General features: G+C 44.0%; 13 protein-coding genes. 12 read left to right on the forward strand and 1 reads right to left on the reverse strand.

Going from position 1 to position 16,254, the window contains the following annotated elements; all coding sequences use genetic code 11:
• Nucleotides 1–42: 42 nt before the first annotated feature.
• The 12 genes from rlmB to W03_RS01860 all read left to right on the forward strand — a co-directional run bounded on the left by rlmB (nt 43) and on the right by W03_RS01860 (nt 15,435).
• A complete protein-coding gene (gene rlmB / locus W03_RS01805) occupies nt 43–783 on the forward strand; it encodes a 23S rRNA (guanosine(2251)-2'-O)-methyltransferase RlmB (RefSeq protein ID WP_244070824.1) in 741 nt (246 codons plus the stop codon).
• Nucleotides 784–839: 56 nt separating this feature from the next.
• Nucleotides 840–2,597 carry an arginine--tRNA ligase gene (gene argS, locus W03_RS01810; protein ID WP_244070826.1) on the forward strand — a complete coding sequence of 586 codons (1,758 nt, stop codon included), beginning with the start codon at nt 840–842 and terminating at the stop codon, nt 2,595–2,597.
• A 22-nt stretch (nt 2,598–2,619) separates the two neighbouring features.
• Nucleotides 2,620–3,378: an SPOR domain-containing protein gene (locus tag W03_RS01815; RefSeq protein WP_244070828.1), complete on the forward strand. Its 759-nt coding sequence runs from the start codon at nt 2,620–2,622 to the stop codon at nt 3,376–3,378.
• Nucleotides 3,379–3,486: 108 nt separating this feature from the next.
• Nucleotides 3,487–4,125, forward strand: coding sequence for a thiol:disulfide interchange protein DsbA/DsbL (locus W03_RS01820; protein ID WP_244070830.1), 639 nt, complete (start codon nt 3,487–3,489; stop codon nt 4,123–4,125).
• Between the two features lie 375 nt (nt 4,126–4,500).
• Nucleotides 4,501–4,851 carry a hypothetical protein gene (locus tag W03_RS01825; protein ID WP_244070832.1) on the forward strand — a complete coding sequence of 117 codons (351 nt, stop codon included), beginning with the start codon at nt 4,501–4,503 and terminating at the stop codon, nt 4,849–4,851.
• Between the two features lie 98 nt (nt 4,852–4,949).
• Nucleotides 4,950–5,291 (forward strand): hypothetical protein, encoded by a 342-nt coding sequence (locus W03_RS01830; protein ID WP_244070837.1) that lies wholly within the window; start codon nt 4,950–4,952, stop codon nt 5,289–5,291.
• A 209-nt stretch (nt 5,292–5,500) separates the two neighbouring features.
• Complete coding sequence (locus W03_RS01835) at nt 5,501–6,829, forward strand: TolC family protein (RefSeq protein WP_244070838.1); 1,329 nt, start codon at nt 5,501–5,503, stop codon at nt 6,827–6,829.
• A 23-nt stretch (nt 6,830–6,852) separates the two neighbouring features.
• Nucleotides 6,853–8,448: an efflux RND transporter periplasmic adaptor subunit gene (locus W03_RS01840; RefSeq protein WP_244070841.1), complete on the forward strand. Its 1,596-nt coding sequence runs from the start codon at nt 6,853–6,855 to the stop codon at nt 8,446–8,448.
• A 1-nt stretch (nt 8,449) separates the two neighbouring features.
• A complete protein-coding gene (locus tag W03_RS01845) occupies nt 8,450–11,584 on the forward strand; it encodes an efflux RND transporter permease subunit (RefSeq protein WP_244070843.1) in 3,135 nt (1,044 codons plus the stop codon).
• Between the two features lie 302 nt (nt 11,585–11,886).
• Nucleotides 11,887–13,701, forward strand: a complete 1,815-nt coding sequence (gene typA / locus W03_RS01850) for a translational GTPase TypA (protein ID WP_244070845.1) — start codon at nt 11,887–11,889, stop codon at nt 13,699–13,701.
• Between the two features lie 29 nt (nt 13,702–13,730).
• On the forward strand, nt 13,731–14,660 hold the full coding sequence (locus W03_RS01855) for a peptidylprolyl isomerase (RefSeq protein ID WP_244070847.1): 930 nt from the start codon (nt 13,731–13,733) through the stop codon (nt 14,658–14,660).
• A 196-nt stretch (nt 14,661–14,856) separates the two neighbouring features.
• Nucleotides 14,857–15,435, forward strand: a complete 579-nt coding sequence (locus tag W03_RS01860) for a cytochrome c (RefSeq protein ID WP_244070849.1) — start codon at nt 14,857–14,859, stop codon at nt 15,433–15,435.
• Nucleotides 15,436–15,537: 102 nt separating this feature from the next.
• On the opposite strand, the gene W03_RS01865 is transcribed toward W03_RS01860, so the two are convergent.
• Nucleotides 15,538–16,254 carry a 1-acyl-sn-glycerol-3-phosphate acyltransferase gene (locus W03_RS01865; RefSeq protein ID WP_244070851.1) on the reverse strand — a complete coding sequence of 239 codons (717 nt, stop codon included), beginning with the start codon at nt 16,252–16,254 and terminating at the stop codon, nt 15,538–15,540.

A 16,254-nucleotide genomic window follows, 5' to 3' on the forward strand; every position in this document is an offset into this window, starting at 1 on the left:
TTTTAACTGTGATGAAAGTGTTACTTTGGTTGATAACAAACAATGTCCGGTAATCGTATTATTTTTGGCTTTCATGCCATCACCAGCCGGCTTAAGCAATCTCCAGCTTCGATTAAAGAAATCTTTATGGATGCAGCTCGACACGACCAACGTGCGCGTAGCCTCATCCAGTTCGCAGAAAATCAAAAACTGCACATTATCCATTGCGCTGCAACAAAACTTAACAATCTAGCTGGTAATGATCGCCATCAGGGCGTAGTAGCTGTCATTGATGCAGCGCAACGCATTACTGATATAGATGATCTATTGGATACATTGACCGAGCCGGCACGGTTATTAATACTGGACGGTATTCAAGATCCGCATAACCTGGGCGCTTGCTTACGTATCGCGGATGCTTTTTCAATCCATGCGGTGATTGCGCCGAAAGACAGAGCTGTCGGACTAAATTCGACTGTCTACAAGGTATCGAGTGGCGCCGCTGACACGGTACCATTTATTACAGTTACTAATCTATCGCGTACTCTAAAAGAGTTGAAGCAACGCGATATCTGGGTTATCGGTACAGCCGGCGATGCGGAGCATGATTTGGGGCACTTTAAAATTACTGAACCAGTGGCTTGGGTATTTGGTTCGGAAGGAAAAGGCTTGCGGCGTCTAACACGTGAAAATTGCGACTTTATGGTACGCATACCAATGTTGGGTCAAATCGAAAGTTTGAATATTTCAGTTAGCGTCGGTATCTGCTTATTTGAAACACATCGTCAAAGAATTGCTACATAGTTGGTCCAAAGTAGCTTTACAATCATTCGCTCATTTTTAGTAAAACGCCAGACACAATGACTTTACCTGACTCACTAAATTTCAAGGCTCATTTTATCAATCTGTTTCATGCAGCTTTACAAAGCCTGGAGATTCCAGGAGAACCTCCGAATATTGAACTGACTCGAACGAAACAAAGTTCTCATGGTGATTATTCGTGCAATCTCGCAATGCATTTGGCCAAACCATTGCGCAAAAAACCACAAGAAATTGCGCAATTACTGATTGAGCGGCTACCCGCATCAGCAATTATAGAGAAAGTGGAAATTGCGGGCGCTGGATTTATCAATTTATTTATCAAGAATGCAGCGAAACAGCAGTATTTGCAGCATATTTTGCAAAGTGGAGCGCATTATGGCGCTAGCCTTTTGGGTCAAGGAAGAAAAATTCAAGTAGAGTTTGTTTCCGCCAATCCAACCGGGCCTTTGCATGTGGGTCATGGAAGAGGAGCTGCGATTGGCGCTAGTCTCGCCAATTTACTCACTACTGCTGGTTTTGATGTGTTTCGTGAATTCTATGTCAATGATGCTGGTCGGCAAATGGACATCTTGACTGTGTCGACTTGGCTACGCTATCTGACGATACATCAAGTATCGATCCCATTTCCGCAAAATGCCTATCAAGGCGACTATGTCAAAACAATGGCGCAACAACTGCAAGAACAGTTTGCACGGCGCTTTGTGCGACAACCCGAACGTATTTTTGAAAACTTTCCGCTGAGTGCATTGGAAATCGCTATCACGACCGATGCTGAATTAGATCAATTAATTGCAAATGCAAAAAAAATTCTCCAGCAAGACTACACTTTGATTCACCAATTCGTTTTAGCAGAACAACTGAATGATTGCCGCAGTGATTTACTGGAGTTTGGTATTGAATTCGATCAATGGTTTTCAGAACAGTCACTCTATGATTCTGGACTGGTTAACCGCACGGTTAAATTACTTGAGGAAGGAAATTACTTGTACTTAAAAGACGGCGCCAAGTGGTTCCGATCCACCAATTTTGGCGACGAAAAAGACCGTGTAGTGCAGCGAGAGAATGGACTATTTACCTATTTTGCATCGGATATTGCTTACCATTTGAGTAAATTTGAGCGTGGCTTTGATCTGGTTATCAATATTTGGGGAGCTGATCATCACGGTTACATTGCTCGAGTTAAAGGCGCTTTGCAAGCTCTGGGGATGGATCCTGGGAAACTGGAAATTGCTTTGGTGCAGTTTGCCGTATTGTATCGGGATGGAAAGAAAATGCCAATGTCGACGCGCTCAGGGGAGTTTGTTACCCTACGGGAATTACGCCATGAAGTTGGTAACGATGCCGCGCGCTTTTTTTATGCAATGCGCAAAAGCGATCAGCATTTAGATTTTGACTTAGATCTCGCTAAATCACAGAGTAATGAAAATCCTGTGTATTATGTACAGTATGCTCATGCACGAATTTGTAGCGTATTAGCACAATGGAATGGAGATATTGCTATACTTTCGGATATCGACACACACACATTATCCAGTCCAGCAGAACTTAGTTTATTGCAAAAGCTCATTGATTTTCCAGGTACCATAGAGACTGCTGCTAAGGAATTTTCCCCGCACTTGATCACTTTTTACCTGAGGGAATTAGCCAGCGAATTTCACGGTTACTATAATTCAACACGATTCTTGGTTGATGACAAGTCATTGATGTATGCTCGACTTGCACTCATTGCGTCTGTGCGGCAGGTACTACGCAATGGACTCAAATTACTGGGAGTGAGTTCACCTGATAAAATGTAGCAGGTTTGCATAAGAGGTCTTCATGAGTCGAGATTATAAATCACAGAAATCTTCAAAGTCTTCATCTGAAAAAGGAGGATCGGCTTTTTTCGGCGGCTTTGTTGGATATGCGCTTGGTATTATGAGTGCAATCGGTATATGGCTATATCTTAGCTATGCCCCTAGTCCTTATTTATCAGAAGATAAAAACCCCGCTGCCGCAGTGAAGAAAGATATACAACTCTCTTCTGAAAAGTCGGCAGCAGTGGAAAAAGTGATGCCAGAAACACCGATCACTGTGATCGAGGAAAAGCCGCGCTTTGATTTTTATAAGATACTACCCGGTATTGATGAGCCAGAAGTTGATCATTCTTCCACGCAGCGTGCAGTGCAGTCGCCTGCGCCAAGTACTAAACCGCAAGAAAATAATACTGCCAAACCTGCTGAAAAACCTGCATTGCAGGTTATTGCTCCTTCCAGCGTTTATTCCAAAGAATTGATACAGCCACCGCAAACAGTACCTTCCGCGGTCAGAAATAATACCGCTGTTGCTGCTGTTGCTACAAAAGAAAAATTTATCCTGCAAGCTGGGTCATTCAGATTGATTAATGATGCGGAAAACCTGAAAGCAAGGCTCGCGCTTCTTGGCATGCTCGCATCAATACAGCCGATTGATTTATCGGGAAAGGGAACATGGTATAGGGTACGGGTAGGTCCTTTCACCAAAAAAGAAGACGCCGATCAAGCAAATGCTTCGTTAAAGGAAAATGGTATTACGGCACAATTTATCAAGACACAATAAGTACCTGTGATATCGTTCCGAATTAACAGTTTGTTAAGTGAAGTTCGTTTTAATGAAAATACATCATTCGTTATCTGCGAGTGGGTTAAACATTTTTAAGGAGTTAGAATGAATCATCGCACTTTTTTTATGCCTCTTTTTTTCTTATTCTGTTTTAGTTTGGCGAGTTTTACCAATGCATATGCTGAATTGGTAGAAGGTAAGAATTACACTGTTCTAAAAAATATACAAACCACACGGGACGACAGCAAGATTGAAGTGTTGGAATTTTTCTGGTACGGCTGCCCGCACTGTGATAGCTTGCACCCTCATGTCAAAGCTTGGGCGCAAAATATTCCTCCAGATGTCGACTTTCGCTACGTTCCAGCGATTTTTAGACCCAATTGGGCAACTGGCGCCAAATTATTTTATACAATAGAAGCAATGGGGTTGCTTGATCCTTTGCACGACAAAATCTACCATGCGATTCATCGTGAAAAGATTGACTTAAGCGATGAAGCCGTTCTATTTAGTTGGATTGAAAAAGAGGGTATCGATCGGAAAAAATTCGAAGACACTTACCGTTCCTTTGCTGTACAAAATCAAGTTGCCAAATCGACACAAATGTCTCGCCAGTATCAACTGACCGGAGTGCCTGCGATAGTTGTAAATGGTAAATATCTAACCAGCGGTGGCATGAGTCCCACTCCTGAAGACACGATAAAAACGTTAAATGCCTTGATTGAAAAAGCCCGCAAGGAGAAATAACTGGCGTTGTATTATCGTTATAAAGAACTCGACCGCTTGCGGTCGAGTTTTAGAAAGTAGCCGTACCAAACATTCTTTTCCTTTTTTCCATATCGCTTGAGTTGATTTAACAGCAGTCTTCGTGACATTCTTTTCGGTCAGTGTAAGCGGATAGTCACTGCGGCTGCGGACAATGAAGCTATAACGATGAGAATAAGATAATCCTCATTTATTATTTGTTGATATGAGTGAGAATTTCCTTGATCTATTTCTTTGACTGTGCTCTGATTGAAAAATCCAGATAAATCGACAAGAAAGAAGAAAAATAGATACTGTGATCGAATGCAGAGATTATCAGTCTAATTTTCTAGCTTATAAATTTGAAGGGGTACTGATATGAAGATGTGGTTTAGTTTGATAGTGTTAACTGTTGGGTTGATGACTGCATATGCGCATGCTGCACCACATCAAACGGATATGACACAAGCAGTAAAAAATGCAAAAACATCTGCTGATCATAATTTACTCGCGGAACGCTATGAAGATACTGCAAAAGAAATGCAGTCAAAAGTCGACGAGCATAAGAAAATGCTGGCTGAATATGAAGCCCATAGCGAATACTATGGTAGAGCTGGATTAGATATGGAGTCAATGTGTAAGGCTTTGATTCGTGTGTACGAACAGGCTGCAAAAGAAAATAAGAATTTGGCTGATTCTCACCGGAAAATGGCCGCAGAGACTAAGTAGTATTTAAATCGTAGACTTAAAATCTTTTTTAAACAAGAAATTCTTAAATAGTAAAAAAGATGAGATTCAATGCATGTAACTGGTTATTGCTTTTTTTTATGTTATGGCTGCCAGTGCAAGGTACTGCAGCAGCTGTGCTGTTGGTGTGCGCTGAGGAAGAGCGTTTAAACGATCGTCATGATAAAAAACTAGCGATAATTAGCGACGATCATCATGCTGCTTGTCATAAGCAAGCAATTGAAAATCCGATAGATCACGTGCTCGCGAGTGTCGCCTGCGATGATACCTCGTGTGACGCGTATAACAGCACACCGATTGCATTGAATTACCCAGTATCAACGCCAAATAACAAAATTCCCGCTGTATTTGTATTGAATTACAGTTTTGTTTCGTTTATACCAGAACAACTACAACGCCCTCCTTTGTACTTCCTCCTGTAAAAAATCGCCCGTAGTTCAGGAAATATTTTCTCGTCTACGCTGCCTTCTGTGCTTTCTTTTGGAAGCAGATAGGTTAAGCGTGATTGTATACCGAAGTTTGTATTTCTCATTTGCAACAGAAAAGAAGACCTTATCTGTTAGGAGGTTGGCATGTCCATTAAATTTGCTCTTTACATTTTTCAATTACAGAATTCAATTAGGGGGTCGCAATGAATCGCATCGGTATGATCGTGGTTGCACTGATGGCGATTATGATGTCAGCGACCACGCAGGGGAAAAAAACTGAATCCAATTCCAATAAGATCAGTGCCGGCGTGCTTGCGCACGCAGATAGCTTTCGTAATGAAACCCTTCTACCAAGCTTGATAGTGGAAGCACTCGGAAATAATCCGGAAATTCACGCAGCGCTACAAGAGCGCGAAGCAGCTCAGCACCGCATAGCTCCAGCAGAGGCACTGGACGATCCAATGCTTGAAGCAGGCGTAATCAATGTACCTCTAGCATCATCTCCGTTTAATCGTGAAGACATGACAATGAAGATGATTGGATTGTCTCAACGATTGCCTTTTCCCGGAAAGCGCAGCTTGCGTAAAGGGATTGCGAGTAAGGATGCCGAAGCTATTGAGCAGGGCTACCATGAAACGGTCAATCGTGTCATGCACGATCTCAAAATAGCCTATTTTGATCTTGGGTTAACACTAGAAACGATCAAACTGGTTGAAAAAAATAAACAAGTGCTTGAACATTTTCTGCGCATTGCTGAAGGGCGTTATCAAGTAGGACAGGGTAATCAAGCCGACGTACTGAAAGCACAGACGCAGGTATCGAGAATGCTCGATAGATTGCTAGGTTTGGCACGCGAACAACCCATATTCGAAGCGGAGCTGATTCGTACTTTAGGGCGCAATACCAAGAGTGAGATTCCGATTCCAACATCATTGAGCATTCGTGAGATACCTTTGATTCTAGAATCGCTGCAACAAGAAGCGATATCCCAGCGTCCGCAACTATTGGCGTTACAGAGTCTAATCGCACGTAATGAGAAATCTACCGAATTAGCTCGCAAGGCTTATTATCCAGATTTCGATGTACGTCTCTCATATGGACAACGTGACCACGCGCTCGATGGTATGAGGCGTGACGACATGGTCAGCATGACAGTAGCCGTTAATTTACCTGTGTGGCGCGGTAACAAGATTGAGCCACGCATCATAGAAGCCCAAGCTTTACGTGATCAAGCCATTAATTTGTATCAATCGCAAAGTAATGAAATCGCAGCAAAGTTGCGACAACAAGTGGCTATTGCCGAACAGAGCTTGAAGTCAGTCAAGCTCTATCAAAATGCCATATTGCCACAAGCAAGGCTGACGGTTGAATCGGCACTGGTTGCTTATCAAGTAAACCGCATTGATTTTTTAACCTTACTCGATAATCAAATGACCGTATTCGATTATGAAACCAATCTTATTACCGCGATAGCTACTTACAATAAGGCGCTTGCGGAAATCGATTTGCTGATAGGTAAGAAGCAACACTAACTGATATTGATTGTGGAGTCTTTATGAAAATCCTTGCAAAATCAATTGCTCTTAGCATGATGCTGATAGCTGCGATTGCTGTAGGTTTCTGGTGGGGTCAGACACAATCCTGGACAGAGACTACAGTTACTTCTCATCAACCTGATGGCGGCAAAAAAAAGATTCTTTATTACCGTAATCCGATGGGATCGGATGCCTCCCCCATTCCCAAGAAAGATCCGATGGGTATGGATTATTTGCCTGTCTATGAGGGCGAAGAATCAACGAATGAGTCTTTAATAAAAATCAGTACAGAAAAAATACAAAAACTAGGGGTACGAACCGAAACAGCATCGATGCGCCAACTTGTTCGCACTATCAGAGCCGTTGCGACGATACAAGCGGATGAACGCAAGTTATACACACTCGTCACTAAATTCGAAGGATGGATTCATCGACTATACGTCAATACTACCGGACAAGCAGTTAAGAAGGGTGAGATATTGATGGATGTTTACAGCCCTGATCTGGTTACTGCACAGCAAGAGTATCTTATTGCTGGGAAGGGGCTGCAAGCCGTTGTGGAAAGCGAAACAGATGTCAAGGCCGCTATGAAGCGACTGGCCAGTAGCGCTCTACACCGATTGAGAAATTGGGATATCTCTGAAATTGAATTGCAACGTCTTCAACGTGAAGGCGTTGCCAAAGAACATGTCGCACTGCGGTCTTTAACCAATGGAGTGGTTCTGGAAAAACCTTCCATTGAAGGAAAGCGCTTTGTACCCGGAGAAGTGCTTTATAAAATTGCCGATCTTTCACGTGTGTGGGTGTTAGCGGATGTCTTTGAGCAAGATCTAGGTATGATCCATCCTAGACAAAAAGTAACCATTAGAGTCGATGCTTATCCGGAAAAGATATTTACCGGGGAAGTTGCTTTTATCTACCCTCAGGTGACACCGGAAACGCGTACGGCCATTGCACGCATCGTACTTGATAATCCCGATGGTTTGCTCAAACCGGATATGTATGCCCGCGTAGAGTTTGCTTCATTTCATACGGATAATAAGGTATTAACAATTCCCGATTCGTCAGTGCTTGATACGGGCACACGTCGAATTGTGTTGGTCGATCTTGGAGAAGGTCGGTATGAACCGCGTACGGTGAAGTTGGGTATGCACGCCGACGGTTTTGTAGAAGTACTGGGTGGAGTTCAGGTTGATGAAGCTGTGGTGATCAAGGCAAACTTTCTTATCGACGCGGAAAGCAACCTGAAAGCGGCAATAGGCAATTTTGGTCATGGTGCACATAGCCCAAAAATAGGGATCGACGAAGATAATCGGGAAAATTCCGAGATATCCTCTAAAAGGTCCGATTCTACGACTCATCGTGGTAAAGGGACTATTGAAGCTATTGATGTTGCGAATGGGGTGATTACGCTTACGCATGAGCCAATCGCCAGTCTAAATTGGCCATCTATGACTATGGATTTCCGAATGACCGATCCAACATTGCTTCGTTCTTTGGCGCTTGGACAAAAGTTGGCGTTTGAGATTACGGAGGAATCGGCAGGTGAATATGTCATTACGCATGTAGATCCTTCTCGGGCAAACTCTGTAGTCGACCGACATAGGGGACACTGACATGGTTAGTAAAATAATTGAGTGGTCAGTTCGGCATGTTTTTTTGGTTTCGTTGGCAACATTTTCAATCGTTGCTTGGGGGGTATATGCGGCATTAAAAACCCCGATTGACGCAATTCCCGATCTCTCCGATGTTCAAGTCATCGTTTATACCGAATATCCTGGGCAGGCACCGCAAGTAGTTGAAGATCAGGTAACGTATCCGTTGACCACGGCTATGCTGAGCGTACCTAAATCGAAAGTGGTGCGAGGATTATCGGCTTTCGGCGTATCGTTTATCTATGTCATTTTTGAAGATGGAACGGATATTTACTGGGCTCGCTCACGGGTTCTGGAATACTTGAGCTTTGCAGCGAACAAATTACCGGAAAACGTTAAACCAGTACTCGGTCCGGATGCCACCGGAGTTGGGTGGGTTTATCAATATATTGTTACGGCTAAAAACCGAACATTGGATGAATTACGCAGTATTCAGGATTGGTTTTTGCGTTATCAATTGGCAGCGGCCGAAGGGGTTTCCGAAGTAGCTAGTGTTGGCGGATTCCAGAAAACTTATCAGATCACGGTCGATCCGCGGCGCTTGCAAGCCTATGGCATTTCTCTCAGGACGGTAATCAACGTGGTCGCTCAAAGTAATCGCGATGTTGGCGGTCGGGTGATCGAACTCACCGAAACCGAATATATGGTGCGCGGGAAAGGTTATCTGCGTGGTACCAGCGATCTGGAGAATTTGGTGGTGAAGGCGCATGAAGGTATGCCAGTGTTGCTACGTGATGTGGCTCGCATTGAATTGGTGCCGAATGAGCGACGCGGGGTTACTGAATTCAACGGAGAAGGCGAAGCCGTTTCCGGCATCGCAGTTGCGCGTTATGGCGAGAATGCGCTTGATATCATTCACAATATAGAAGCAAAAATTGATCAACTCAGATCAGGCTTGCCGGGAGGAGTTGAAATCCAGCCGGTTTATAATCGCTCTGAACTGATTGAGCGTGCGATTGCGAACCTAAATGAAGTATTGATTGAACAGGTAATTATCGTGGCATTGGTATGCGCGGCATTTCTCATGCATGTACGCAGTGCCCTGATAGCGATCATTATGTTGCCAATCGGCGTACTCATCGCATTTATTGTCATGTTTCATTTGGGGATTAATTCTAATATCATGAGTTTGGCGGGCATTGCTTTGGCTATTGCTGAAATGACCGATGCCGCCGTCGTTATGGTCGAGAATGCGCATAAACATCTATCGCGCCTTGCTCCGCAGGCTCCTGCGGCAGCACGTATGGATGCCATTATTGCAGCATGCCAGGAAGTCGGTCCAACATTGTTCTTCAGTTTGCTGATCATCACTGTGTCATTCCTACCGATATTTGCACTCGAGGCACAGGAAGGACGTATGTTTCAACCCCTTGCGTTCACTAAGACGTTCGCTATGGCGGGTGGTGCCTTGCTTTCTATCACCTTGGTTCCGGCACTCATGTTGTTATTGCTGCGTGGACGTATTCCGCGTGAACAGGATAACCCGTTGGGTAAATTACTGATTCGTTTGTATCATCCCATTATTATCTGGGTGATTAGATGGAAAAAAATCATACTTTTTGTCACTATTGCAGTGTTAGGACTGACTATATATCCGGCACTTAAGCTCGGAACCGAATTCATGCCGCCGCTGAATGAAGGTACACTGCTTTATATGCCGGTGACGCTACCGGCCATATCGATCACCAAGGCTGCAGAGATATTGCAGACGCAGAACAAAATTATCAAAAGTTTCCCGGAAGTTGCATCGGTTTTTGGTAAAGCGGGGCGCGCTAATACTGCTACTGATCCGGCGCCGCTGGAAATGACAGAAACCATTATCAACTTAAAACCGGAAAGTGAATGGCGCCCAGATATGACGATCGACAAACTCATTGCTAAACTCGATCAAGCGTTGCAAATTCCTGGGGTGTCCAATGCGTGGACAATGCCAATCAAAAACCGCACCGACATGTTGGCAACAGGTATACGTACACCTATTGGTATTAAAGTTTTCGGCAACGATCTCGGCGAAATAGAAAAATTGGGCAAGGAGATCGAGACGGCCATAAGAACGGTTCCTGGTACCACCAGCGCATATGCAGAGCGGACTACAGGCGGTTATTACCTTGATATTGAACCGGATCGTGTTGCATTAGCGCGCTACGGATTGGTAGTAGGTGATCTCTTGGAAGTTATTTCGATAGCGCTTGGAGGTGAAATGATTACCACTACAGTGGAGGGGCGCGAGCGTTATGGAGTTACCGTGCGTTACCCGCGTGAACTGCGTAGCGATCCGCAAGCTATTGCCACTCAGGTACTGGTTCCAGCCATGAATGGAGCCATGATCCCGTTGGGTCAATTGGCACAAATCAAGCTAGTTCAAGGACCACCAAGTATTCGAACGGAAAATGCATTGTTAGCTGCTTATATTTTTGTTGATATTCGCGGTCGTGATATTGGTGGTTATATTGCTGATGCGCAGAAAGCTGTGCTTGAGCAAGTAGAGTTCCCGCCTGGCTATTATGCAACTTGGAGTGGGCAATTTGAATATATGGAACGTGCGACCGAAAAACTGAAAGTGGTGGTGCCGGTTACGCTTCTCATTGTATTTGTACTGATCTACATGAACTTCAATCGACTGACTGAAACCCTGATCGTTATGTTGTCTGTTCCCTTTTCACTGGTGGGTGGTATTTGGTTGATGTATTGGTTTGACTACAATATTAGCATTGCAGTAGCGGTGGGTTTCATAGGTTTGGTCGGGATTGCGGCCGGATCTGGCATGGTAATGTTGGAATTTCTTGATCAGGCATTGACTAAAATGTATGAAAAGCGCCAAGCCACAGGTGAGGAAGTTACTGTTGAAGATCTCTACGCTGCAGTGACTGAGGGAGCTGTAACGCGGATACGCCCTGTCATGATGACTATTGTCAGCAGTATTCTTGGTATGCTGCCCATTATGTTGAGTAGCGGCACGGGTTCCGAACTGACTCGGAGCATTGCGACTCCGATGGTGGGCGGTATGATTTCGGCAGCAATATTGACACTGGTTATTTTTCCTGTCATTTATGCATTGGTTAAGGAAGTTTCGATCCGACGCTCACTGAAAACATAAAAATCAGGAGAATGGTCGCAATAGATAAAGGAAGATTTCCGTTGCATTCTGGTATGCCGATTGTATAGGCCTTATTTTGCAACATAATCAACCATTCTTGAAATACGCAACTTCTGGAGGGCAATGCGAGTCTAAAACGATTCAGGTTTTTAGTGTGACCTTCTGATCATGCTTTTATTGGGATTTTTATCCAAAGTAACGTAATTCACAAAGGCCACAACTAATATTAGTTTTATTTACCCCCCACTGTTATAATTTGCCCCCTTTACAGGAACTAACAGCTTATTTTTGAGGATTTTTTTATGTCTCGCCCGATTCGTAATATTGCTATCATCGCACACGTTGATCATGGTAAAACCACTATGGTTGACAAGCTTTTGCATCAAGCCGGTACCTTTGCCGCACATCAACAAATTTCTGAGCGCGTGATGGATTCTAATGATATCGAACGTGAACGGGGCATTACTATTTTAGCTAAAAATTGCGCCATTGATTACAATGGAATTCATATCAACATCGTCGATACACCCGGGCACGCTGATTTTGGTGGTGAAGTGGAGCGAGTTTTGTCGATGGTTGATGGCGTATTATTGTTGGTCGATGCGGTGGAGGGGCCGATGCCACAAACACGGTTTGTGACTAAGAAAGCATTGGCATTGGGTCTTCGTCCAATTGTCGTAATTAATAAAGTGGATCGTCCCGGTGCACGTGCCAGTTGGGTCGTTGATCAAACATTTGACTTGTTCGATAAACTCGGTGCGAGTGATGAACAACTGGATTTTCCGGTGGTATACGCTTCGGCACTCAATGGTTTCGCAACATTGGAGCAAGAAAAACCTAACAAAGACATGCGACCATTATTTGATACCATTTTGAAGCATGTTCCAGCACCTACCGGTAATCCAGAAGAGCCCTTACAGTTACAAATCAGCGCGCTGGACTATTCCAGCTTCGTCGGGCGTATCGGTATTGGACGTATTCACCGAGGTAAGCTGAGGCCAGCGCAGGAAGTGATGATTCTGATGGATGGTAAGCCGCCGAAAAAAGCCAAGGTGAATCAAGTGTTGGGTTTCCAAGGATTGGAACGGATTCAGGTGAAAGAAGCCTTGGCAGGGGATATCGTACTGATTAACGGAATCGAAGAACTAAGTATTGGCACTACTTTGGCGGATCTCGACCAGCCCGAAGCATTACCTGTCATGGCAGTGGATGAACCTACATTAACCATGACGTTTCAAGTCAATACATCGCCTTTTGCCGGTCAGGAAGGTAAATTCGTGACCAGTCGCCAATTACGGGAACGCTTGGAAAAAGAATTATTGACGAATGTTGCGATGCGCATGGAGGAAATGAATGAAACGGACTCTTTCTTGATTTCCGGGCGCGGCGAATTACATCTTACCATCTTGCTGGAGAATATGCGCCGCGAAGGCTATGAACTGGCTGTTTCGCGCCCCAACGTTGTGATTCGTGAAATCGATGGCGTGAAATGCGAGCCATTTGAGTTGCTGACGGTGGATATCGATGAAGCGCATCAAGGCGGTATTATGGAGGCATTGGGAGAACGCCGAGGTGATTTGCAAGACATGGTATCGGACGCCAAGGGAAGAGTGCGGTTGGATTATCGTATTCCAGCGCGCGGCCTGATTGGCTTTCAGTCTGATTTTATGACGATGACGCGCGGTACCGGTTTAATGAGTCATGTGTTTGATGAATTTGCACCGATGCGTTCAGAAATCCCGCAACGTAAGAATGGCGTGCTGATTTCTTCTGAACATGGTGAAGCCGTTGCTTATGCCCTTTGGAAGTTACAAGAGCGCGGCCGTATGTTTGTCAATCCAGGCGATCGCTTGTACGAAGGTATGGTAATTGGCATTCATACGCGTGACAACGACTTGGTGGTCAATCCGATTAAAGGTAAGCAACTGACAAATATTCGCGCATCAGGAACCGATGAGGCCGTCGTGTTAACGCCGCCGATTCAACTAACTTTGGAATCTGCAATCGAATTCATCGCAGACGACGAACTGGTTGAAATTACCCCTAAGACCATTCGTATCCGGAAGCGCCATTTACTGGAGCACGAACGTAAAAAAGCTTCACGTGCTGCAGCCTAAGTAAAATAACTTGAGAGGAGCTGATGATTATGGCTAAATATCTAACAAACCTCAGTTACAAGGCGATACAGATCGTATGTTGGCTCATATTATTGGCAACTACTTCATATGCCAATTCTGTTGCTTGTTTTACTTCCAATATCGGTCAGTTCTGCATTGAGTTATTTGAATCGCATACGCCGCTTACCACTGCGAATTTTTTGAATTATATCCATAATGGCTCTTATACGAACGGGATATTCCATCGCAGCATACCGGGTTTTGTCATACAAGGCGGTGGTTTTAAAATTGTGGATAGTGCCGCAGGAAAATCTTTGGCGACTGTAGCAACGCTACCGCCCATTAATAACGAATTCAAAATTTCCAATACTCGCGGTACAGTCGCGATGGCTAAAATTGATCGCCAGCCAGATAGTGCTACCAGCCAATGGTTTGTCAATTTAGCTGACAATTCAGGGGATCCGAATAATTTAGATACTCAGAATAGTGGTTTTACAGTTTTTGGACGAGTTATTTTTGACGGTATGAGTGTGTTTGATGCGATTGCACAATTACCGAGAACGAGTAGTAATCTTCCTTATTTTGCGACTAATGAGTCACAGATACCGATTGCTAATTTAGTGCAAATAATTGAGATTGCTGTCAAGAAGCCAACGGGCGTTTTTCACGAGAGTGTTGCTAGCTTTGCTGTTGATATCGGTGATGGAAGTAACATCTTGGAAGTTAAATTACGACTGATTGACAGTGATCCGGAGCTATTATTTGAATTAGATTCAGGTAGCATGCAATTACTATCATCCAGACCTGAGAATGTGGCAACGTATTTGCCGCAAAGCGGGGAAGTATTAATCCCAACTGTGATGCTTGGACCTACAATCATGATTAATAATGTTCGTATGCAATTGGTGAATACGGAACCTCTTCAATTCGCATTAAAAAGCTACGAAACAGGAAATTAATTCAACAAATTATTAATCCGGAGATTTCGCTTTGCCTCCCTGAGGTTTCAGGTTTTTTTGTGGCAGAAATGCTATTTGGCTGATTTAAGGTTGATGATCCTTAGAGTTACAGGTACTATCCTTTATGGGTGTTTCCTAAAATAAATAACAAATCAGTATTTTCAATAAGAATTTGAATCTTTCCGGCACATAACTCATGAAATTATTCCTATACCTATTGCTCGGTTTTTTTTTGGTGATGGCTATTGCCATAATTAGTGGCGCGCATAATATTTCTGCCACTGAAAAACACTGGAGCATCACTGAAAAAACAATCGATTGGATTCGTGAGAGCTTGATTGAAGTTCATGCTAAAAATCTAACCGTACCCCAACTGGATGATCGTAATGTACTTTCGAATGGATTCAAGCATTATCATGAGATGTGTACTGAATGTCATTTGGCGCCAGGCCTTGAGGTCACGGAAGTTTCCATGGGATTATATCCGCAACCGCCAGTTTTTCATGAGCAAGCGCCTGTAACGGAGCAAGCCATCAGATCGGATACTATCAGAAAATACTTTTGGGTTATTAAGAATGGGTTAAAAATGACCGGTATGCCGGCTTGGGGATTGAGTCATGATGATCAGTCAATGTGGTCAATGGCGGCATTTGTTGTGAAGTTGCATGGTATGAGCGCGGCAGAATATGAAAATCTAGTTCGTACGACAGAAGCCGATCATTCGCATCATCACGGCCATGACGAACATTCGCACCATCACGACCATTCGCATTAATAGAATTAACCTGAGAAAATACTAGAAATTTGCCAGGTGATTTTCATGGCCTGCATGGTCTGAAGGATTCATGCGGAGCAGAAAGTGTAGAGAGGGCTATTTTTACTTATTACGTGTGCTGATGCGTTGCACTTCTGCTTCGATCCAGTTTTCGATCTGCGCATTCAAATCACTTGCTTCCATATCGGTTGGGTCGATTGGCTTGCCAATGCTGACAATGATCTTTCCGGCCCGCTTAACGAATGAATTTCTGCCCCAGAATTCGCCGGCATTGTGTGCAACGGGAACTACTTTCACATCGGTATGAGTCGCCAGCCAAGCACCGCCGATCTTGTATTTTCCTCGCTTTCCTGGTGCAATACGTGTGCCTTCTGGAAATATGACAACCCAGAATCCTTGTTGTAGCCGATCTTTGCCTTGTTCAACAATTTGTTCCAATGCTTTTTTACCAGATTTTCGGTCGATAGCAATCGGGCTAGTCATGGCAAGTCCCCAACCAAAAAAAGGGATCAATAATAATTCCTTTTTTAGTACCCATACCTGCGGTGGAAAAATCTCCTGAAATGCTAGCGTCTCCCAAGCCGACTGATGTTTAGACAATACAATGCTTGGAGATTTAGGGATATTTTCAGCACCTAGAATCTGATAATGCAATCCGCATACATACCGCAGCAGAAACAACATGGTTTTCGTCCAACTCGAAGTGACGCGATAGCGTTGCATGGGTGATAATGGAAAGCATAATAGTGTAGCCAATGCGAAGGGTGGCGTAATAATGATTTGCAGTAACATATATAAGGTTGATCGCAAGGCCGCCAT

Origin of the sequence: Nitrosomonas sp. PY1 (assembly GCF_022836435.1) — a bacterium.
In the GTDB taxonomy this organism is placed as follows: domain Bacteria; phylum Pseudomonadota; class Gammaproteobacteria; order Burkholderiales; family Nitrosomonadaceae; genus Nitrosomonas.